This is a genomic window from Paraburkholderia sp. (assembly GCF_024281035.1).
Lineage (GTDB): Bacteria > Pseudomonadota > Gammaproteobacteria > Burkholderiales > Burkholderiaceae > Paraburkholderia.
The window spans coordinates 104,129-125,745 of the sequence record NZ_JAMXLH010000014.1 but is presented as its reverse complement, the minus strand read 5'-3'; the positions used below and the strand labels follow the sequence as shown (position 1 = coordinate 125,745).

At 61.8% G+C, this 21,617-nt stretch carries 19 protein-coding genes; 6 read left to right on the top strand and 13 right to left on the bottom strand.

Translation table 11 applies throughout. The features are described 5' to 3' along the window. Positions 1–89: 89 nt before the first annotated feature. A complete protein-coding gene (locus Q0L30_RS03370) occupies positions 90–503 on the top strand; it encodes a type II secretion system protein N (protein WP_296651148.1) in 414 nt (137 codons plus the stop codon). A 32-nt stretch (positions 504–535) separates the two neighbouring features. Here the strand turns inward: Q0L30_RS03370 and gspF are convergent, their stop codons facing one another. The 5 genes from gspF to Q0L30_RS03345 are packed head-to-tail and all read right to left on the bottom strand — an operon-like array spanning position 536 to position 6,102. Further along, positions 536–1,753 carry a type II secretion system inner membrane protein GspF gene (gene gspF / locus Q0L30_RS03365; protein WP_296651146.1) on the bottom strand — a complete coding sequence of 406 codons (1,218 nt, stop codon included), beginning with the start codon at positions 1,751–1,753 and terminating at the stop codon, positions 536–538. Between the two features lie 18 nt (positions 1,754–1,771). Next, positions 1,772–3,265 (bottom strand): type II secretion system ATPase GspE, encoded by a 1,494-nt coding sequence (gene gspE / locus Q0L30_RS03360; RefSeq protein WP_296651143.1) that lies wholly within the window; start codon positions 3,263–3,265, stop codon positions 1,772–1,774. Beyond that, complete coding sequence (gspD, locus tag Q0L30_RS03355; RefSeq protein ID WP_296651140.1) at positions 3,262–5,487, bottom strand: type II secretion system secretin GspD; 2,226 nt, start codon at positions 5,485–5,487, stop codon at positions 3,262–3,264. The genes gspE and gspD overlap by 4 nt, the downstream gene beginning before the upstream one ends. Then, on the bottom strand, positions 5,487–5,843 hold the full coding sequence (locus Q0L30_RS03350; protein WP_296651138.1) for a hypothetical protein: 357 nt from the start codon (positions 5,841–5,843) through the stop codon (positions 5,487–5,489). The genes gspD and Q0L30_RS03350 overlap by 1 nt, the downstream gene beginning before the upstream one ends. 52 nt (positions 5,844–5,895) lie before the next feature. Continuing rightward, entirely contained in the window at positions 5,896–6,102 is a 207-nt protein-coding gene (locus Q0L30_RS03345; protein WP_296651135.1) for a hypothetical protein, read from the bottom strand. Positions 6,103–6,726: 624 nt separating this feature from the next. Between Q0L30_RS03345 and Q0L30_RS03340 the strand changes: the two genes are divergently transcribed. Beyond that, positions 6,727–7,257, top strand: coding sequence for a TetR/AcrR family transcriptional regulator (locus tag Q0L30_RS03340; RefSeq protein WP_296651132.1), 531 nt, complete (start codon positions 6,727–6,729; stop codon positions 7,255–7,257). Then, complete coding sequence (locus Q0L30_RS03335) at positions 7,236–8,156, top strand: SDR family NAD(P)-dependent oxidoreductase (protein WP_296651129.1); 921 nt, start codon at positions 7,236–7,238, stop codon at positions 8,154–8,156. The genes Q0L30_RS03340 and Q0L30_RS03335 overlap by 22 nt, the downstream gene beginning before the upstream one ends. A 138-nt stretch (positions 8,157–8,294) precedes the next feature. Here the strand turns inward: Q0L30_RS03335 and Q0L30_RS03330 are convergent, their stop codons facing one another. After that, positions 8,295–9,578 carry a serine dehydratase subunit alpha family protein gene (locus Q0L30_RS03330; RefSeq protein ID WP_296651127.1) on the bottom strand — a complete coding sequence of 428 codons (1,284 nt, stop codon included), beginning with the start codon at positions 9,576–9,578 and terminating at the stop codon, positions 8,295–8,297. Positions 9,579–10,005: 427 nt separating this feature from the next. On the opposite strand from Q0L30_RS03330, the gene Q0L30_RS03325 reads away from it, so the two are divergent. Next, positions 10,006–11,136, top strand: a complete 1,131-nt coding sequence (locus Q0L30_RS03325) for a branched-chain amino acid ABC transporter substrate-binding protein (protein ID WP_296651124.1) — start codon at positions 10,006–10,008, stop codon at positions 11,134–11,136. Positions 11,137–11,241: 105 nt separating this feature from the next. Here Q0L30_RS03325 and Q0L30_RS03320 read toward each other — a convergent pair whose 3' ends face one another. From Q0L30_RS03320 to Q0L30_RS03305, 4 genes are all read right to left on the bottom strand, one after another. Beyond that, positions 11,242–12,414 (bottom strand): iron-containing alcohol dehydrogenase, encoded by a 1,173-nt coding sequence (locus Q0L30_RS03320; RefSeq protein WP_296651122.1) that lies wholly within the window; start codon positions 12,412–12,414, stop codon positions 11,242–11,244. 209 nt (positions 12,415–12,623) lie between these two features. Beyond that, the gene (locus tag Q0L30_RS03315) at positions 12,624–15,746 is read right to left on the bottom strand and encodes a diguanylate cyclase (protein ID WP_296651120.1); all 3,123 of its coding nucleotides are present in this window, start codon (positions 15,744–15,746) and stop codon (positions 12,624–12,626) included. Positions 15,747–16,228: 482 nt separating this feature from the next. Beyond that, positions 16,229–16,450 carry a hypothetical protein gene (locus Q0L30_RS03310; RefSeq protein WP_296651117.1) on the bottom strand — a complete coding sequence of 74 codons (222 nt, stop codon included), beginning with the start codon at positions 16,448–16,450 and terminating at the stop codon, positions 16,229–16,231. 198 nt (positions 16,451–16,648) lie between these two features. Beyond that, complete coding sequence (locus tag Q0L30_RS03305) at positions 16,649–18,157, bottom strand: acetyl-CoA hydrolase/transferase family protein (RefSeq protein ID WP_296651111.1); 1,509 nt, start codon at positions 18,155–18,157, stop codon at positions 16,649–16,651. 393 nt (positions 18,158–18,550) lie between these two features. Here Q0L30_RS03305 and Q0L30_RS03300 point away from each other — a divergent pair, with 393 nt between their 5' ends. After that, positions 18,551–18,742, top strand: coding sequence for a hypothetical protein (locus Q0L30_RS03300; protein WP_296651108.1), 192 nt, complete (start codon positions 18,551–18,553; stop codon positions 18,740–18,742). A gap of 125 nt (positions 18,743–18,867) precedes the next feature. On the opposite strand, the gene Q0L30_RS03295 is transcribed toward Q0L30_RS03300, so the two are convergent. Continuing rightward, positions 18,868–19,068, bottom strand: coding sequence for a copper chaperone (locus Q0L30_RS03295; protein ID WP_293039003.1), 201 nt, complete (start codon positions 19,066–19,068; stop codon positions 18,868–18,870). After that, positions 19,065–19,472: a hypothetical protein gene (locus Q0L30_RS03290; protein WP_296651102.1), complete on the bottom strand. Its 408-nt coding sequence runs from the start codon at positions 19,470–19,472 to the stop codon at positions 19,065–19,067. Before Q0L30_RS03290 ends, Q0L30_RS03295 begins: the two co-directional genes overlap by 4 nt. A gap of 23 nt (positions 19,473–19,495) precedes the next feature. Between Q0L30_RS03290 and Q0L30_RS03285 the strand changes: the two genes are divergently transcribed. After that, positions 19,496–20,395, top strand: a complete 900-nt coding sequence (locus Q0L30_RS03285) for a LysR family transcriptional regulator (RefSeq protein ID WP_296651100.1) — start codon at positions 19,496–19,498, stop codon at positions 20,393–20,395. An 84-nt stretch (positions 20,396–20,479) separates the two neighbouring features. On the opposite strand, the gene mug is transcribed toward Q0L30_RS03285, so the two are convergent. Beyond that, positions 20,480–21,016: a G/U mismatch-specific DNA glycosylase gene (gene mug, locus Q0L30_RS03280; protein WP_296651097.1), complete on the bottom strand. Its 537-nt coding sequence runs from the start codon at positions 21,014–21,016 to the stop codon at positions 20,480–20,482. Positions 21,017–21,617: the final 601 nt, after the last annotated feature.

Sequence of the window (21,617 nt, the reverse complement as noted above, 5' to 3'; positions counted from 1 at the left end):
AAAGCTACTGATGTTTACTGTTTCATTGCGGTTATTGCGACTCAATTTACGGCGCTATACTCCAGGTCATGCTAACTATCGATCGACCTATGGCCCCGACATCACGCCACCTGCTCACACTCGCCGCCTTCGCTGCCCTGTGCGCCACCTCGACTCACTGGGCCATCACACTCGCCACCACGCGTGCCCGACCGGTCGAAGCTGCCGCCGCCGAGACCCCGGTTTCGCTCAACGAAGCCGCCAGGCTGTTCGGCGGCACGCCACAGAAGCGCGTCGCGCAGAACATCCACCTCTTCGGCATCCTCGCACTTGAGCAAGGCGCCGCCGCCATCGTCAGCACCGACGGCGAACCGGCGAAAGCCGTCTCACTGGGCGGCGCGCTCGGTCAAGACGCCACGCTCGCCGAAGTGCGCCCGCGCTCGATCGTCATCGACCGCGACGGCACGAACTCCGAAATTTTTCTGCCCGCCAACAGCGCTGGCCCCACCATCTACGTGCGCTAACTCCTCGCGCGCCGCTACCGATAACGCAACCACTACCGCACGAGGTTGTTCAACTCGATGATCGGCAGCATCACAGCCAGCACGATCACGAGCACCACGCCGCCCATCGCCAGAATCAACAGGGGTTCAAGCAGGCTCGTGAGAAACATCGTGCGGCGCTCGAGCTCCCGCGCTTCGCCTTCGGCCGCGCGGTCCAGCATCGTCGTCACGTCGCCGGTTGCCTCGCCCGAACGGATCAGGTGGACGAGCACCGGCGGAAACGTCTTCGTATTACCCAATGCGCGCGAGAGCGACGTGCCTTCGCGCACGCGCATGATCGCCTCGTCGACGTTGGCGCGCATCGCCTTGTTCGACAGCGTCTCCCCCGCCGCCTGCAATGCACGCAGGATCGGCACGCCCGCCGCGCTCAGAATGCCGAGCGTGCTCGCGAAGCGCACCGTGTTGTAGCCACGCACGAGCTTGCCCGCGAGCGGCGCGCCAAGGAGCCAGCCGTCGAACGCGAGGCGCGCGGCCGGCTGCCGCAGGATCGCCTGTACGATCCACGCGGCAAGCGCCACAGCGATGAGCACGACCCACCACCAGTGCCGCACGAACCCCGAGAGCGCCATCATCGCGACGGTGAGCAGCGGCAACGCCTGCTTCGTGCTCGCGAACACGTTGACGACCTGCGGCACCACGTAGCTCAGCAGGAATGTGACGATGGCGAACGCGATGATCGTGACAATCGCCGGGTACGTGAACGCCAGCACGATCTTCTGCTTGAGCGCGTTGCGCTGCTCGATGTAGTCGGCAAGTCGCGAGAGCACGATGCCGAGCTTGCCGGTGTGCTCGCCTGCGGCGACGAGCGCGCGATAGATGTCCGGAAAATCGCGCGGATGTTGCGCGAGCGCGTTCGCAAACGAATGACCGCCGAGCACCTCGGCGCGGATCGCCGCCATCAGCTCGCGAATGTAGTCGCGCTCCGCCTGTTCGGTCAGCACCGCGAGCGCCTCGCCCAGCGGCAAACCCGCAACGAGCAGGCTCGCAAGCTGGCGCGTGAGGATCGCCTGTTCCCGCTGGGACAGACGCCGCCCGAGCGCGAGCCGCGCCTCACGCGCGCCGCGCGTGCGGCTTGCGGCCGGTTCGACGACGAGCGGCGTGAGACCCTGGCCGCGCAATTGGCTGCGTGCGCCGCGTGCGCTGTCGGCTTCGAGAACGCCCTTTTGCGGCTTGCCCGCCGCGTCGATTGCTTCAAAACGGAATGCTGGCATCGTGGTTGGCGCCCTTGGCTACGCACCGCCCGTGACGCGCAGCACTTCTTCGAGCGAAGTCGTGCCCGCGTCGAGAAAGCGCCCAGCGTCCTCGCGCAACGTGCGCATGCCTTGTGCGCGAGCGGCTGTGAGAATCTCCGAGTCGGCGGCCTGGCGATGGATGAGCGCGCGGATCGGCTCATCGATGGGCAGCAGTTCGTACACGCCGCGCCGCCCCGCGTAGCCCGACTGACGACAACGCTCGCACCCCACCGGATGCCAGCGCTCGCCATCATCCGCTTCGGCGCGCATTTGCCGGCACGCGGGGCAGAGCTGCCGCACGAGCCGCTGCGCCAGCACGCCGAGCAGCGACGAAGCGAGCAGATACGGCTCGACCCCCATGTCGGTGAGACGCGTAACGGCGGAAGCGGCGTCGTTCGTGTGCAGCGTCGCGAGCACGAGGTGGCCGGTCAACGACGCCTGCACGGCGATCTGCGCGGTTTCCAGATCGCGTATTTCGCCGATCATGATGATGTCCGGATCCTGGCGGAGGATCGAGCGCAGCGCGCGCGCGAACGTCATGCCGATGCGCTCGTTCACCTGGGTCTGGCCGATGCCCGCGAGGTCGTACTCGATCGGATCCTCGACGGTCATGATGTTCGTGGTCGCCGTCTCGAGCCGCGACATCGACGCATAAAGCGTGGTCGTTTTGCCCGAGCCGGTCGGCCCCGTAACGAGCACGATGCCGTGCGGCTTCGCGATCAATTCGTCGAACTGCTTCAGTGTGTCCCCTGCCATGCCGAGCGTTTCGAGATTCAGCCGTTGCGCGTCTTTTTCGAGCAGACGCAACACGGCACGCTCGCCGTGACCGGTTGGCAGCGTCGAGACACGCACGTCCACGGGCCGACCGCCCACACGCAGCGTAATGCGGCCGTCCTGCGGCAGACGTTTTTCCGCAATATCGAGTTGCGCCATGATCTTGATGCGCGAGATCAGCGCGCCATGCAGTGCCTTCTTCGGGCGTACGACGTCGCGCAGCGTGCCGTCGACGCGAAAGCGCACCACACACGCATGCTCGAATGGTTCGATGTGGATATCGGACGCCTGCTCGCGCGCGGCCTGCGTGAGCAGCGCGTTGATCATGCGGATGATCGGCGCATCGTCTTCCGACTCCAGCAGATCCTCCACCTCGGGAATGTCCTGCATCAGACGCGACAGATCGACTTCGCCTTCCACCTCGCCGACCACCTGCGCCGCGCTGCCGTCCTGGCGCGCGTAGGCCTGATTGATCGCATGAGTGAGGTCGTCGGCGGGCAGACGCACGAAGCGAAGCGCGCCGAAATTGCGCGCGACCTCGGCGATTGCGGCACTGGCCGTGCGCTCGCCGATCCACACTTCGAGGCCGTCCGCGTGTTGCTGGGCGATGAGGATCTGCCCGCTCTTCGCGAAGCCGTAGGGCACGAGGCGCGCGGCGAGCGGCGACGGCGCCTCGCGCGTGTGCGTGGTCGATTCCGCCGCTTGAGGGGCGTTCACTGCTGCGCTCCCTGGCCGTCATCGGGCTCGCCGGGCTGGCGCGTCGTCTGGCTCAGGTCAAAGAGATTCTGCGCGGGCTCAGCGCCCAGGCTCGGACCCGGCGGCGCCGGCGGCAAAATCGGCACGTCTTTGTCCCGGATGAGACGGTTGTCGGTCTGATAACCGTTCTGCAGTCCGCGCATGTAGTCGTAGCGGCCCATCGAAAGCGCCCGGCTCGTCGCCTCGTCGCGCACGATCACAGGCCGCAGGAACACCATCAGATTGCTCTTCGAACGCGTCTTGTTCTCCGTCCGGAACAACTGACCGAGCAACGGAATGTCGCCAAGCAACGGCACCTTGCTGGTGCCGCCCGCATACTGGTCCTGCATCAGCCCGCCGAGCACGATGATCTCGCCGTCGTCGGCGAGCACCGTCGACTGGATCGAGCGCTTGTTGATCGTCACGCCGCCGGGATGGTTGACGGTCGTTTTGTCGACGGTCGAGGCTTCCTGGTAGATCTGCAGCTTCAGGATTCCGTCTTCGGTGATTTGCGGCCGCACGTGCAGCGTCACGCCCACGTCGATGCGCTCGAACGTGTTGAACGCCGTTACCGAGGTTGCCGTGTTGGCCGTCGGCGTTGCATACGAGCCCGTCACGACCGGCACATTCTGGCCCACCACGATCTTCGCTTCCTGGTTGTCGAGCGTAATGAGGTTAGGCGTGGAAAGCACGTTCGCGTCGGACGACGTCGAGAGCGCCTGAAGCAGGCCGCCAAGGCCGAACACATTGCCGAAGCGGTGCAGCAGGCCGATGTTCAATCCATTTGGCAACAGACCCTGCCCGCCTGCAGCGAGGGCCGCCTCCGGGTTGGCGGCAATGAGCGCGCCGCGCGCGGTCAGGTCGACAATGCTCGAACTGCCCGAGCCGAAATTCGAGCCGCCGTAGACGCCGTTATTCCCGTTGTCCCCCATCAGCGCGCCCTGCCACTGGATGCCGAGGTTGGCGCCCGAGTTCGCGGATAGCTCGACGACCAGCGCCTCGATGTAGACCTGCGGACGGCGCACGTCGAGCTGGTCGATGACGCTTCGCAGGTTGCGATAGACGGGTTCCGGTGCGGTGACGATGAGCGAGTTGGTCGCCGAGTCGGCCTGGATCATGCCACCGCCGTTGTCCTCGCTGCCTCCGGAAAACGAAGCGGCGCCGCCGCCTGACGAGCCGCCGCCCGACATCGGATTGCTCGACTTCCCGTTGCCGCCGCCAAAGGAACCGGGCAACGGCGGCAGGCCGGACGTGCCGGTCGACGAATCGTTGCCCGCGTTCTCATTGAAGAAATTTGCAGAGCCGCCCGACGAACCCGAATCTCCGCCGCCCTTGCCCAACATGCCGCGAAGGGTTTTGGCGAGCTTCACGGCGTCGGCATTGTGCAGCCGCACGACGTGCATGTTGCCCGGCTGAGCCGTCGGCGCATCGAGCTGTTTCGCCAGTTTTCTCGCCGTCGCAAGCCGTTGCGGGGTCGAGGCGCGCAAGATCAGCGAATTGGTGCGCGCGTCGGCGCTGAGCGACACTTTCAGCGTCGGATCCGAGCCGCCGATCGCGCCCGGGTCGAGCATCTTCGAAAGCTGCGCAGCGATGTCCAGTGCGTTGGCGTTGTGCAACGGCACGATCTCCAGTTGCTGCCCGGCGGCCGTGTCCACGCCCGCGATGATCGACGCGATGCGCCGCACGTTGTCGGCATAGTCCGTGACAACGAGCGTGTTGTTGGCCGGGTAGGCCGTGATGGTGTTGTTCGGGGAGATCAGCGGGCGAAGGACCGGCAAGAGGCCGTTGGCCGATTCGTTGCGTAGCGTGAATACCTGCGTGATGACCTGATCACCCTTCGCAGTCGGTGTATCGCCGACGTAGGTTGGCACGCCCTGCAACTTGGCATCCGCCTCCGGAACGACCTTCAATACGCCGTGGTCTTGAACCAGCGCGAAGCCTTGCATGCGCAGCGCCGCTTGCAGCGTCTTGAGCGCCTGGTCGATCGGCACGGAGTTTTCGGACGTCAGGTTGATCTGCCCTTTCACACGCGGGTCGACCAGGATCGTATTGCCCGTTGCCGCGCCGATTGCCTTGGCGACCAGATCGATATCCGCGTTTGCGAAATTGAGATTGACCTGTGCGTTTGCCGTACAGACTGTCAGTACACCTGAGAATATGAGCGACTTAAAAAGGCGCCGAAGCGCGGGTTGGGAATAGCGCATTATTTCTTGGTGTTGACGACTACGTATTTGCAGTCACGTGGATAAATCACCGGAACATGCTCATCGTTGCCGCCGTTGGCGGCACGATTATTTTGCCAATTGAGGCATCGCGGCGGGCGGGTGTCCGGTCCATCCCGGCTGGTCGACCGCGCGCAATAGTCGCGAAGCGTACCACACGCTCCCATGAGCGTATAGGCGACTCTTTTAACGTGCGATTCAGGCGGAGATTCGGGCAGGGATTGAGGCCAATATGCCTGTCGGATTTTTGTGTCGACGTCCGGATATCGTTTGACGGAATCATCGACTGTCGAGCGCGTCGCGCCAGTCGACCGCATCGAATCGGCCTGCGAATCCATTCACGGTTATCCGCTTGGATAACTAACGATCCAGCGCCTGTTTTCCTTGTTTCTACAATAAAGTCATCTGGCCGGAATCCGTTATACGCACCTCGTTATCGCTGTCAAAGCCCGCGACTGTCACCTCGTGCGCTGCCTCCGGGACGCGATGCCCGGTTTGTGCCACGGCGCGCCCCGATTGAAATTCTCCAGCCCATTCCGGCCTCAGCACATCGGCCGCAAAAACAACATCTGGCGTGATCTGGATGATCCGATCCATTCGCCGTGCTCCTGACGCGAGTTTTTCCACTGCATATCGGCATTTCCAGCGCTATCTTTACTTTCAGCAAAACCGGCACGGTCGTTGCGCACGAGGAATAAGTCATCGGTGCGCGGCGTTTAGGACTATGTCGACGCCTGCGTTCGCGATGTGGCGCGCGATGCGTCCGCAATGCGCCGGCGGTTCGGCATCGTCGGTGGTTGTGCGGTCAATCTCGCCAGGCATTCATTCCCGGGACTGCCGGCGAGTTTCCCCAACAGGAGATCACCATGAAGCCGTTTCGGGTTGTTCTTGCATGTCTCGTCTGTCTGGCCATCGCCGCGGTAACCGGCTCCGCATCGGCCGCGAGCAGCGATATGAAAAGCGGCAGCGACAGCGCGTCAAGCACGTCAGGCAGTTCCTCCAGCGGCGGTTACTGAACACCGCAGCCGCACAGCGCAGCCCGCAGCCCGGGCTGCGCCACCTGTAACTTCCCTCCGGTTCACGGAGAAATATCGCAGCCCCCGTGAAAGGCCGGATGGTTGACATCACCCGGTTGGCGCCTATAATTGAGCGCTTACTCACTCTATATCGATTCAGGACGCGATGGCCCGCCCCCTCAGCCCGGAAAAGCGCAATGCCTTATTGCTCGCCGCGACGCATGCTGTCGCCGAACAGGGCGTACTGGCCACCACGGCAAGCATTGCCCGGCGCGCGGGCGTCGCCGAAGGAACGCTGTTCACCTACTTCGAGAACAAAGAGCTGCTGTTCCAGGAACTGTATCTGCACCTCAAGCACGAACTGGCCGACGCCGTCATGCCCGACTATCCTCATCAGGCGAACTACCGGCATCGGTTGGAGCATGTCTTCCAGCGTTATGTGAGCTGGGGTCTGAGCAATTCGGCCGCGCGACTCGCCGTCGCGAGACTCTCGGCTTCGGCGCAGTTGCTGGATGGAACCCGGGCACAAGGCATGGAGCCGTTCCAGGCCGTGTCGGGGATGATCGAGGATGCCGTGCAAAGCGGCGTCCTGGTGAACGCACCGATCGCGTTTCTTTATTCGATTATCGAGCGCATTGCCGATAGCACGATCGAATACGTCGACAGGCAACCCGCCGATGCCGAACGTTACCGACAGTTGGGATTTCACGCTGCATGGCGGGCAATCACGCCATAAAATTTTGTCTGTTAATTGAGTGCGTACGCGCTCACCTTGAAGGAGAAGTCATTATGTCCACCCAGAAATGGTTTATTACCGGCGCATCCGGCGGTCTCGGGCTCGCGCTTACCGAGAAAGTGCTGGCCGAAGGGCATCATGTGGTCGCAGCCGTGCGCCGCGTCGAAGCGTTGCAGTCGCTCAAGCAAGCCTGGCCGGATCGGCTCGAAGTGGAGTCGCTGGACGTGACCCGTACCGAGCAGGTGCAGGCCGTCGCGGCGCGCCATTCCGATGTCGATGTGGTCGTCAACAACGCGGGCGGCGCCGTCATCGGCGCGATGGAGGAATTGAGCGAAGCGGACATCCAGCACCAGATCGCGCTGAATCTGTTGGGACCCATCCATGTCACGCGCGCTTTCCTCGGCGCAATGCGCGCGAGAAAACAAGGCACGTTCATTCATGTGACCAGCGTCGGCGGACGCGCTGGTTTTCCGAGCGGCTCGATGTACCACGCCGCAAAGTTCGGTCTCGAAGGTTTTGCCGAAGCGGTAAGCCAGGAAATCGCCGAATTCGGCATCAAAACCGTCATCATCGAGCCGGGTTCCATCAAAACGGACTTCGTGGCCAATATTCGCTGGGCCCAGGAAATCGACGCCTATAAAGACGGCGTCGTCGGCAAACTGCGCCAGCAGATCAAGGAAGTCGGCGATGAATATGCTTCGGGCGATCCGGTGAAAATGGCCGGCGTTATTTATACGGTCAGTCAAATGCAGGAGCCGCCGTTGCGTACCGTTCTCGGCGCAGACGCCTACGCGTTGCTGGAAGCGAGCTATGCGCGCAGCCTCGCCGAACTGCAGGCCCAAAAGGACCTCGCCAGTTCAGTGATGTTCGCAGGCAAGCAAGGATTCAATCCCCTGTGAGCATGGCGGCGGCACGGTGTGCCGCCACGCTCAATGGGTATCTGAATTCGCAGCCGCAACGCGGTGGCACGTTCATTACGCGCCCTTCCATTTCGCACGCGTAATCCGCGCGTGCGAAATGGCATCCATGAATCCGGTTCAGGCCACGCGCAACGACTTATCGGACATGATCCGGATGATGGCCTGATCGGTATGCTTCATCGGCTGCGTCACCAGTCTGCACAGGTTATCGATTGTGTCCTCAACGTTCTCGCAGACAATCCCGTCCGCCGAACTCGCGCGAATATTCTGCCCGGCCAGCAAGACGGAACGGAAGGCGCTGTTGACGGACGTCGAAACCTTCATCGCGCAGGTATTGGACGCACCATCGCAAATGATCCCGCTGATGTCGCCAACCATATTGGACACCGCGCATTCCAGCACGCCGAAATCCTTTGAGAACAGCCAGCTCATTCCCGCTGCTGCGCCCATGGCCGCAGTCGTCACGGCGCACAGTGCCGAAAGGCGCGTATAGCGGGCATGAATGGAGATCGCAACCAGATGCGAGAGCGCAAGGGCGCGCGCCAACGCTTCGTCGCCGGCTTGCAGATGCTCCGCAACGGTGACGACAGGCATCGTGGCGGCAATGCCCTGATTGCCGGAGCCAAAATTCGTCATCGCAGGTAAAGTGGCGCCGCCCATCCGTGCATCCGACGCACTGGTCGCATTGATCACGATCCTGTTGAGCAGATCGTCCTGCATGAGCCCCTGCGAGATGGCATCCCGCAGTGTTCCGCCTACATTGAGGCCATAGCGCGCCCGCCGCCCTTCGGCAGAGAGTGCACTGTTCATTTTCGCCGCCTCAAGAATGAAAGCGATGTCGTCGAAGTCGACCGAATTGACGAAATCAAAAGCATCGCGAAGGGTGAACGCCGGAAGGGCATCGTCGGCGCGTCCCGTGGAGCGGGCGGGACGATCGATCCTGACATGATGATCGACCGCCAGGTACGTGACGTTGGTGTGCCCGCCATTCACAATCACCCTGCACTGATTGTTCTCGCCTTTCAGCGTGAGATCGACGTGGAGAAATTCGTGGGTTGCTTTCTGTTCGATGGTGATCCGGCCGTCACTCACCATCAGATTGGCCTGAGCGACATGCTCAAGCGTGACCTTGCGAAAAACTTCCAGCCCCGCGTCCGGATCGCCTCCGATCGAGCCGATGGCTGCCGCCAGTGCCACACCGCTCGAACCCGTGCCCGGGATCGTGACCCCCATCGCGTTCTTGTACAGATTCTCGGACACCGTGCCCGTAATCCCGATGACAGGTTCACCCAGGTGCTGCGCGGCGACCGCTGCTGCAAATGCAATCGCGACCGGCTCCGTGCATCCGAGCGCCGGCGACACCTCTTTTCTTAACCACTGAATCAGTACTTGTGCGTCCATAGTCGTGCTTCTGCTGCTTCTGTTTCCTGAACGCAAAATTATATGTTCTTTAACGAGGATATTTATTCCAAGTTTCTCCTCGTGCAACCGAAATAATAGAAATTATTTCCGCCCGGTTTACCCCCATACTTCCGGCGCTGTCCCGATACTGCGCGCATGCGCGTACGAAAAGGTTTGTCCCCACAGGCTGAACCCGCGTCGTGCGGCATGCGGCCAAGCGCACCTATGCGACGAACGCCGGCGTGGTCATGATGTCGGACGACGCGAAGCGGATGCTCGACGATCCAGCGGTCTGGATCGCGCATCCGGGCAAGCAACGGTCGTCCTTCGCGTACTGGCGCCGTCATTCAGCCGTCACGGCCCCAGGCAGTATCGGTAGTATCATTGCGCACCTAAACCAATATAAGGGACTCACGAAGTGTACAAGTTGCCTCTTACCAGCCTGGCCGCCGCCGCCGCGCTTTCTTTCGCACTGTGCAATTCCGCATCGGCCGACACGATCGTCAAGATCGGTCACGTCGCACCGCTCACGGGCGGCTCGGCCCACCAAGGCAAGGACAACGAAAACGGGGCTCGCCTCGCAATCGAGGAGATCAACAAGAAGGGCCTCGTGATCGGCGGCCAGAAGGTCACGCTCCAGCTCGACCCGCAAGACGACGCAGGCGATCCGCGTCAGGCGACGCAGGTTGCGCAGAAGCTGGTGGACGACAAGGTCGTTGCCGTCGTAGGTCACGAAACGTCGGGCACGTCGATTCCCGCTTCGCAGATCTACAGCGATGCCGGTATCGTCCAGATCTCGCCGTCGGCGACGAATCCGAAGTACACGCAACAAGGCTTCAAGACGACGTACCGCGTCGTCGCGACCGACGCGCAGCAAGGTCCGGCGCTGGCGAATTACGCCGCGAAGGCAATGGGCGTGAAGAAGGTCGCGATCGTCGACGATTCGACCGCCTATGGTCAAGGCCTCGCGCAGCAGTTCGAAGCGGCTGCGAAAGCCGCGGGTCTGACCGTCCTGTCGCACGACGCGACGAACGACAAGGCCGTCGATTTCCGCGCCATTCTGACGAAGATCAAGGGCGAAAACCCCGACGCGATCATGATCGGCTCGATGGACGCCACGGGCGGCCCGTTCGCCAAGCAGGCGAAGCAGCTCGGCCTGCGCGCGAAGATTCTCTCGGGCGACGGCGTTTGCACGGCAAACATCGTCGATCTGGCCGGCCCGGCCGCCGACAACATCATCTGCTCGGTTGCCGGCATCGGCCTCGACCAGATGGCTGGCGGCGCAACGTTCGCGTCGAAGTACAAGCAGCGCTATGGCCAGGACGTCGTGCTGTATTCGCCGTACACGTACGATGCTGTCTATATCATCGCCGACGCAATGAAGCGCGCGAACTCGGTTGAACCGGCGAAGATTCTCGCTGCGATGCCGACGACCGACTACAAGGGTGTGATCGGCGAAACGACGTTCGATGCCAAGGGCGACCTGAAGAAGGGCATCATCTCGATCTACGGCTATAAGGACGGCAAGCGCCAGTTCATCAACAAGGTTTCGATGTAAATCGGACCTCGTTTCACGCGGCTGGATCAGGCCGCGGAATCAAGCCGCATGCGCGCCAGGCGCATGCGGCTTTTTTAATGTAGCCGGGCAAGAGGAAGAAACGGCTTACATCGCCGCTTCGAAAATGGCGATGACCTGCGCAAGCGTTGCCTTGCGCGGATTGGTCAGCATGCACGCGTCTTTCTGCGCGTTGTGCGCCATTACTTCGTGATCCTCTGCCTTCACGCCGAGGCCCGCCAGACCCGACGGGATGTTGACGGACGCCGAAAGGTTGCGGATCGCCGTGACGGCGGCGGCAGCCGCGTCCGCGGTGGACAGCCCCGCCGTATTCGCGCCGAGCAACGCGGCAATACGCGCGAACCGCTCGGGCGCGGCAATGAGATTGAACGCCGACACGTGCGGCAGAAGAATCGCGTTACACACGCCATGCGGCAGGTTGTAGAAACCGCCGAGCTGGTGCGCCATCGCATGCACGTAACCAAGCGACGCGTTATTGAACGCCATGCCCGCAAGGTATTGCGCGTAGCACATCGCCGCGCGGGCTTCCATGGATTCGCCGTTCGCCACCGCCTTCGGCAGCCACTCGCCGATCAGGGCGATTGCCTTCTCGGCGCATGCATCGGTAATCGGCGTTGCCGCGGTGGAGACATAGGCTTCCACGGCGTGCGTCAATGCATCCATGCCCGTTGCGGCAGTCAGTGGCGCCGGCATGGCCACCATCAGGCGCGGGTCGTCGATCGCGATCAGCGGCGTGCAGCGCCAGTCGACGATGGCCATCTTCACGTGATTGCTGGAGTTGGTGATGATGCAAAAGCGCGTCATCTCCGCCGCCGTGCCCGCTGTCGTGTTGATCGAAATCAGCGGCGTCATCGGCACCGTGGATTTGTCGATGCCCTCATAGTCGCGGATATGGCCGCCGCCTGCGGTGACAAGCCCGATGCCCTTGGCGCAGTCGTGCGACGATCCGCCGCCTAGCGAAACGATGAAGTCGCAACCTTCGTCCTGAAAGCGCTTCACACCATCGTGAACATTGACATCGGTCGGGTTGGGTTCCGCACCCGCGAAGATCACAGCCTGAAGGCCGGCCTCGCGAATGTAGCCCGCGATAAGCTCGGACAGGCCCATCTTGTGCAGGCCCGCGTCAGTCACGATGAGTGCCTTTTTGGCGCCTAACGACTTCGCACGCGTGCCGGTCTCTCGCGCGCAACCCGGACCAATGAGTGTTACACAGGGAATGAAGAAGCTATCGGTACGATCAGCAATGCTAAGGTAACTCATAAAGGCTCCAGTGGTTTACGGGTTATCGTTGCACCCGCAACGTACTACTGCACGAACCGTACCAATACGTGACACACCTGCTCCGCAGAGCGACAACACGCTGGAGACAAACGGCGACTGCTCTGATTCGACACACACTGCCCGGAACACTGTTCCAGAATTTCACATGTCACACGTTACATGTCACATGCGCGGCAGGTTGTTCATGTTCATCTGCTCAACACCGCGATCAGTTTCTCGCGAGCGGCGTGATATTCCGCGCCCGCAATACCGTGATTCATCGCAGCCCCCAGAAGCGAGGTCTGCAATTCAGGATCAACCATTCTGAACGGCAAGACCGGTGTGTGCCCATCGGCAAATTCGAGTACACGGGACTGAGCCGATCCAAACAGCAACTGCACGTGAGACTCCCAGATCAGCAGCTTCGCAAGCTTCGCGAGGTACCCCCTGGGATACATCCGGTCGGGTATCTGGTAAGCCGCGCCATGCAGCCGTATCCAGTCGGTAAAACGGGCAGCCGGCATCGGCCGCGCAACGGCGTAACCCTGAACCGCATCGGCGCCGAGCAACGCGACCGCATCGATCAGATCAACGCTCTCGACACCTTCCACTACGACGGACTTGCCGAGCGCATGACACAGATTGGTTAGCTGGTAGATCGAACTGAGCACGTCGATGGGGGTGCATTCGACACCCTGAATCAGACTGCGATCGAGTTTGATCACATCGAATGGCAATGCGCGCAGACGATCCAGGCTGCTGTGCCCGGCGCCCAGGTCGTCCTCGGCCAGCTTGATGCCGAGCGATCTGAATTTTTCCAGACCGTAGCGTTCGCAATCGGTCGCGCCCGTGCCCGACGTTTCCAGCACTTCGAGCATCAGCCGTTGCGGGCGGCTGCCGTATCGGCGCAATGCCTCACGGGTAATGTCGTAATAGCGCGGATCGAACAGCGCCTCGGCCGGCAGGTTGGCCGAAACCAGTATGTCGAGCCCTTCGCGCAGCCAGCGATTCTGCTGACTCAATACCTGATGCAGCCCCTGCGTATAGACCACGACGAAGTCTTCACGCGACAGGCACGGAAAGAACTTGCCGGGCGACAGCGTATCGTCGCCGTCGCGCAGGCGGACCAGCGCTTCGGCACGATCCACACGCCCCGAACGCAGATCCCGGATCGGTTGATAGTGCATTTCGAGCGCAGACGTCCCGATGAGGCCTGCCCAGCGCTGCCGCGTGGACCACGGCAGTGCGTGCGAGGTTCGCGAGCCGCTCTCGACGCGTGCAATCGCAAACGTCATCACCGCCTGTACCTGGCGGATAAACGAGGCCTGCTCAGCCGACGAATAGCCCCCAGGCAAGTCGCTGTACAACGACAGCACCGTGCTCGGCGTGCGATCGGGCGGGCACAGCGGAATCGCCACGCTGGAGCGAATGCCGTGTCGCCGCGCGATTTCGCGCCACGGCCCCATCCTCTGATCGGTTTCGAAATTGATACAGCGCTCGACCTGTCCGCCGAGCCACGCTCGCCCGGTCGGCCCCTGCCCCTGCGGCCCCGCTCCTTTCATGACCACGCTGGAATCCGTGGCCTCGATGTCGGCGAAATACGCCTTCAGCCGGTCACCGGAAACGGATTCGAAACGGAAAATACCCTCGATGCCCGGGCGGCCAAACGAACAGCCGACGATGCCGTCGAGCGCACCGAGGATGGTCGCGGCCTTGTCGATCAGATCGGTGTGACTGGTGGCGCTCCACGCCAGTTCGGTCGTGCGCAGCAACACCTCTCGCGAGTTTTCCCACACCAGTCGCGACGCTTCTATCTGCCAGGTCAGACAGCGGCTCAGCCGCCGGGACAGCACGGCCAACGCGGCGTGATGCGTGTTTGCATCGACACGGCGGCTCACCACGGCTTGCAGCAGTTCCTGGCTGTGCGCGAGATCCCGGGCATTCATGCCGAAGAGCGTATGGATACGTCCCGCCCGCATGCTGCTGGCGCGATGCTTACCGGCGCTCAGGCCGGCGGATGCCGACAGCATCAGGTGCCCTGTCTGGCGCCGTTTCAGATGAACCAGCTCCGTTTGCGCAAGACTCCGAATCAGCTTGCCGACGCCCTTCAAGTCGCTGAGCTGCTCGTAGAACTCGTCGATGAGGACCTCGGCGTCGGGTTGCAGCACCTCCGTGAGCGCCGTCATCGCTGGCGCCAGATCTTCGCCATACAGATTCGCAATCTCATCCAGTTCGATCGCGCCCGGCATCTCCCGGCTATCGTGGAAGCCTGTTGCGCCGGACTGGCCTTGCGGATCGTCCTCCGACCGCAGCCGCGGCCCGACTACCCTGTTTCGCCCCGTACGTTTGGCTTCATACAGGCAGCGGTCCGCCCGTTCGATCAGGTCTTCGAATGAATCGTCGGCATGTTCGTCTGAGTTCGATACGCCAATGCTGACGGTCAGCCTGGCCTTCACGCCGGGGGCTTTCGCGTGCAGTTCCTCCTCGATCGTCAGCCGGATCGATTCGGCAACCGCGATCGATTCGCGTGGATCGGCATCCTGAAGCACCACGCAAAATTCCTCTCCGCCGTAGCGGCCCGCAATATCTCCCGGATGCGGCACGCCACCCGCAATGCAGTTGGCGATCAGGCGCAGCGCCTTGTCGCCGGCCAGATGTCCGTGGGTATCGTTGTATCGCTTGAAGTGATCGACGTCGATCATCAGCACCCCCACGCTCGCACCCGCCCGGCGCGCCTGCGCGAGGATGCGCCCGGCCTCCCGTTCGAGCATGCCGCGATTCGGCAATCCGGTCAGTGCGTCGAAATACGCGAGCCGCTGCAGGCTGCTATGGGTGTCCTCAAGCTCGAAGGCCAGCGAGCACAGCCGAAGACACGCCTCGGCGAGCTTCACGTGAGCGTCGCCCGGCTCGCCTGGTTGCCTGAAATAGAACGCGAGACTGCCCAATACCCGACCGCCTTGATCCTTGACCGGATGCGACCAGCACGCGCGCAGACCCAATGGTTCGACCAGATGCGTGAGCATGCGCCAGTTCGGGTCCTCGCGAATGTCGCGCGTGAGCACCGCCTCGCCCAACATCATGGCGGGGCCGCAGGTTCCGGTTGCAGGTCCGGCCAGCCTGCCGTCAAGCGCCGCGTCGTAGCTGGACGGCAGACTCGGGGACGGGATCGGGCGCATGCGTCGGTCGCTATCGAGCCTGACCGCCGCTACGACGACATCGGGCGCAATACGCTGAACTTCGCTGCACAGCACGTACATCGTTTCGCCCAAAGGCGGATTGCCCGTCATGGCGGACAACATGACGTCCTGCAACGCCAGCAAGTTCAATTCCATTTCGCCTTAAATCCCTGCCTGTTGCCGGACGCATTTTCCCCGTGTCCACGAGGAATCGGTAACGACATCGACGCACGGACACACCGTGCGCCTGTTCGTGCAAAAGTTGTATTGACCTGTCCTTCGGTCATGATCATTCGCCTCCAGAGCGTCCGGGCGCGCGCGGCCCTTTTTTGATGCGCCAGCGAGATGCTGTCCGGCGCGCATGACAGTTGAATATCTGTCCATGCCAATTTTTGCCTGCCCCGCCAGCCAAACCGGGGCGATACCCTGGGGTGATATCCTGGTGTGATACGTGGGGGTGGTACTTTCCCCGTCAATGGCGCTTCGTCGTTCTCCTCTGAATTGTCACTTCGGCGAATGAATGCAAGCACACGGCAGTTGCGTATGCACGTAGTTATACAGGGAAACCTTTCACCTGTTCGGTTAACGGTGCCTCTGCGTGAAATGTTAGGAGAAAATAGAGCGCGTTTTGCGTTACGTCACGAAATGATCCGCAAACCAGGTAAAACGTTGACATTTCCAATGCGCAGCCATTGCATTTTTCGTGCAAAATCTGGCGGGCCGCGCCAGGCGGCGCCGGTATTCGGAATCAAGGCTGGTGCTTGCAGACGCACTGTCGAGTTCCAGCGACGACAGGAACGCCTGATCCACGGGTTGGTCGAGTTTCTGGCGGCGCTATTGTTTTCATAACGAATAGACATCCTGATTAATTCTCAGGATGTCGCGCGTTAAACGCCGCCGTTGGGCGTTCTCCCCCGAAGCGACTATTCCGTCACTACGAGGAAGAAGCGTCGCAATCGCATGCATCGAGCGACGCAGCGGACGAAAAAGCGGGCTCCAGCCATCGAGCCCGCCGTCGGGTCAGCGCCGCACATGTGCGCCCATCGGGGCGCACACGGTTATCGCATGCGGCCGTTCGCCATATAGTGCTGATGCCAGGACAGCGCCTCGCCGAGCAGATGCGGCGTGTGCTTGCCGGCGCTGTCGCGGCTGGCGCGCTCGAAGTAGTCTTCGAGGAGCGGACGATAGTCGGGATGCGCGCATTGGGAAATAACAGCCTTCGCGCGCTGCTTGGGCGAGAGTCCGCGCAGGTCCGCGAGGCCCTGCTCGGTCACGATCACGGTCACGTCATGCTCTGTGTGGTCGACGTGGCTTGCCATCGGCACGATGCACGAAATCGCGCCGTTTTTCGCGGTACTCGGCGTCACGAAGCACGACATGAAGCCATTGCGCGCAAAATCGCCCGATCCGCCAATGCCGTTGATGATCGCCGTGCCCGCGACGTGCGTGGAATTGACGTTGCCGTAGATATCCGCCTCCACCATGCCGTTGATGGCGATGCAACCCAGACGCCGCACCAGTTCGGCATGGTTCGACATTTCCTGCGGACGCAAGACGATGCGGCTGCGATAGTGGTCGATATTGCGCTGGAATTCGTCGACGCCCTCGGGGCTCAGCGAGAGCGCGGTGGCCGAAGCGACGCGCATCGTGTCCGTGCGGATCAGGTCCAGCATGCCGTCCTGGATCACTTCGGTGAATGCGGTGAGGCCTTCGAAGCCGCCGTCGCGCAGGCCGGTGAGCACCGCGTTGGCGATATTGCCCACGCCCGACTGCAGCGGCAGCAACTCCGGCCGCAGTCGTCCGCGCGAAATTTCGTGCCGGAAGAATTCGACGAGATGTCCGGCAATGCGCGCGCTCGTATCGTCCGCCGGGGCGAAGCGGCCGAGACGGTCCAGCGCGTGAGTCTCGACAACCGCCACCACCTTCGCGGGGTCGACGCGCAGATACGGCTCGCCGATGCGGTCGCCGGGCGCGACGAGCGGAATCGGCTTGCGGTCGGGCGGCAGCGCCGTGCCGTAATAAATGTCGTGCATGCCGTCGAGTCCGGCCGGCTGATTCGAGTTCACCTCGATGATCACCTTCTTCGCCAGATCGAGCCACGTCTTGTTGTTGCCCACCGAGGTCGACGGAATCAGACGGCCGTCGGGCAGGATGCCGGCAACCTCGACCACCGCCATGTCGATTTCGCCGAGAAAGCCGAACCACGCATACTGCGCCACCTGCCCCAGGTGGATGTCCATGTACTCGATTTCGCCGCGATTGATGCGGGCGCGCAGTTCCGGATCGCTCTGATACGGCAGACGAAAATCGATTCCGCCGACTTTGGCGAGCGCCCCATCAAGTTCCGGCGCAGTCGATGCGCCTGTAAGCACGCGAATTGCAAAGCGCTCTCCCCGCGCGTGAGCCTCCTCGATCACCCGAGCGAGTTCGAGCGGTACGGCCTTCGGATAGCCTGCGCCGGTAAACCCGCTCATACCCACCGTCATGCCCGGTTGAATCAGCGCAGCGGCTTCGCTGGCTGGCATCACCTTCGATATGAACGAGTTATTCTGAATTCGCGATTCCATTTCCACTCCTTGCCGTTCCATGGCTTCTGCCACATTTTTAAACGTCAGGGGCCGGGTGACACCTCGCTGTGCCGCCCGCCCTTTCCATCAGTTTACGCGTCTCCTGCCCAGACTCCGGGATTCCCTCTTTACGGCCCCGGGCAATCTGGCGCTCCGCCGCACCGGCGCGAGCGCCCTACATCTTACGGACTGTTTTCGCTGGCAGTTTGATTTCAGTTAAATTGCCGAATTCAATTCAGGGAACAATGCCTTCCGCACAATTTTATGCTTGCAGGATCCACTGGATGTCTGTCTCAGGCGTGCGCGCCGCATGTCACGCCGCTCCCAGCAGCCACGAGAAGACCCTTGCAAGCTACAAGAAAGCCGCAGGACGCGGTATAACAAGAGCACCCGATGGCAACCGATCCAAAAACAGCGATGAAAAACGAATGGCGATCGCTGATCGCGCCCGCAGTGTTTATTGCGGTAATCGCCGCTGCGGCGGTTCTCGCCTGGCGCGCCACCCAGGCGGGTTCCGAGCATGTCCACTGGCCCATCTGGCAGGCCACATGGCGGGCGATCAAGTCTCACGTGGGTCACCAGTAGGGGAACGCCAGGCGCGCACGCGCCGCCTCCCGCCATGACGGCGGCCGCATGGCGACGCCTGCAACAGCGGGGCCGGTTCGGTCTTTTTTCCAACCGACGCAAGACCGCTTTCAGTCTCTTGCGGCTTACCACTCGGCAATAGCCACGTCGTAGTCTTCCTCGTAGAACGCGATGAGAAACTCCTCTGGCATCAGCCACGAGTCGACACTGACCGTCTGTGCGGCAATGTCGAGATCCACTTTCGCATCGGCATCGACAGTCTTCATCGCATGCTCGATCGTTGCGCGATCGTCTGCCCCGATTTCAGTTTTCATCGCGAACTTCATTTTTCCCGTCTCCCTTCAAAGACGCACGAATCCGGCAGCACCTCACGAAGCTGGCGACAACCGGCGCACACCGCCCGCAGCGCGGCGGGATAGACCCGGAAGGTGTTGAAACAGGCCCACAGCAGTGCCTGGACAATCATCGACGCGCGAATCGGGCGGTTGTCCCGCGCCAGCGGCCACAGCAAAGCGAGCAGGCGCCCGTAGAAAAGATTAGTGGACGGCGCACCCTTCAGCAAGAGAAGTGCGGCAGCCATCCGGACCGGTACCATGAACGCCGCTTCGGCGCCGGATACCGCACGCCATCCATAGGCCGCGCCAATCGCACCGGCGATTGTGCGGCCGACCAGGATGCCAAAGTTACACGCTTGCATTAACAAAGAGAATCCAGCAGGATCGAAATTCATCCTTCCATTAACTGGCAGGCTCCATGAATCGCCTCGAAGCCATGTCCATCCTCGTCGCGGTCGTCGATTCGGGCAGCCTTTCGGCTGCCGCGCGCAACCTCAACATGCCGCTGGCCACGGTCAGCCGCAAGGTGGGGGAACTGGAATCGCATCTGAAAACGCGTCTGCTTCACCGCACCACACGAAAGCTTTCATTGACGGAAGCCGGAAGCTCATACGTCGCCGCGTGCAGGCGCATTCTTGAAGAGATCGGCGAAGCCGAGCGTGCCGCGACGGGCGAATACGCGGCGCCCAAGGGCGAACTCGTCGTCACCGCACCCATTGCTTTTGGCCGTCTGCATGTCGTGCCCGTGATTGCGGATTTTCTCGCGCACTATCCGGACATCGACATCAATCTGGTCCTCACGGATCGCGTCGTTCATCTGATGGACGAGCACGCCGATGTCGCGATACGGATTGGCGAATTGCCCGATAGCACACTGGTCGCGAAGCGCGTCGGAACAGTGCGGCGGGTCATCTGTGCCAGCCCGCGCTATCTGGCAACGTATGGCACGCCGGAGCAACCAGGCGAGCTCGCCGGGCACAAGTGCATTACGTTCGAGGCGCTCGAATCCATGCGCGCCTGGGCTTTCGGGTCCGGCCGGTCGGCGCAGTCGGTGCCTGTTCATTCGCAGCTTGCCGTCAACACGGCGGATGCCGCAATCGCTGCGGCCAGGTTGGACGCCGGGTTGATACGTGTGCTGTCTTACCAGGTGGCAGACGCAATACGCGCGAACGAATTGCGCGTCGTGCTCGAAGCCTTCGAGGCGGCGCCGTTGCCGGTCAGTCTCGTGCATACGGGACAAACACCCCTCCCGTTGAAGCTGCGTGCGTTTCTCGACTTCATGACGCCGGGCCTCAAGGATCGCGTTGCGGCAGCTTGATCCGGCATGCCGCGCGACAGCGAGGCAGGAGCGAGAAAACACTTTCACGAAAGCCCGCGTTGCCCGCGCAACGGTTGCGTCTTGCTAGTCCTGCCAGGAGGACTCAGCCGCAACACGAAGTTCACGGTACGCAGCAACGAGTGCATCAAGGCTGAACGCGCGGTTCAAGCCGCTCGGATTCGGCAGGACCCACGTACGCGCGCCGCCGAAATCGGCATCTTGCAAGCCCCATTGAACCGTGCGCTGACCGGACATTCCGGAGAGCGCCATCTTGCCAAGAAAAGCAATGAATCGCGGCGCGTAGTGTCGAACCTTTTGTTCAAACTGCGCGGCCGCAGCTTGAATCTCCGCCTTCGACAACTCGTCTGCACGCGTAGTCGGACGCGCGACGGCGGTCGTCAAACCACAGCCATAGCCCAGCAGTTGCCGGTCGTTCTCGGGGCGCAACTCCTCGTCCGTAAAGCCGGCGCGATGAAGGACTCGCCAGAATCGATTGCCCCTGCCCGCAAAGTGATGCCCGGTCGCCGCCGCGGACATCCCTGGATTGATTCCACAAAAAAGTATCGACAACCCGGGTTCGATAATGTCGGGAAGCGGTTGATCCGAATGGGTATGCATCATCGATGTCCTGCTGGACGACTCCGGTTTTGAATCATGGCTGCACACTCGTTTCCTCCCTGAAGTCGCGCGGGTCGACGCGATGAGCCGCCCGTCGCGAACGCGCATGCGGACCTTCATCGAGCGATTCACGGCGGCGGCACGCAGTGATCCATCCGGGCATCGGACACTTAAAAAGAATACATGATGGGTAATTCCGTTGACCGCGGTTCATTAGAACCATTCATCGGCCACTATTTTCGCGTGTAAATCAACGCCCTGATCAACCCCTTTTATCCGCCGCATGATCCGGAAACCCGTTTTCAAAACTGGACTAACGCGCGAATGTAAAACGTTTGCCATAAAACCAGTCCAGCGTATATTGCCGGAACGTGCGAAAACGCACGCAGCGTGGGCGGTGCGGCACCCTTTCTTTAATTGCCAGGGCGACGTCTGACTAAAACAACGCATTAACGCCCAGGGTTTTAAATGACTTCAAGCTCACACGGAATTCGTGGTAACTTCGCCTCCTACAGACGGAGTCAAGCACCTGCGCGCAAGCAGCGTCTCGTGACAAATCCGCATTACCACAGATTGAATGGCGCGTGTCGATCTGGTTTCCGAC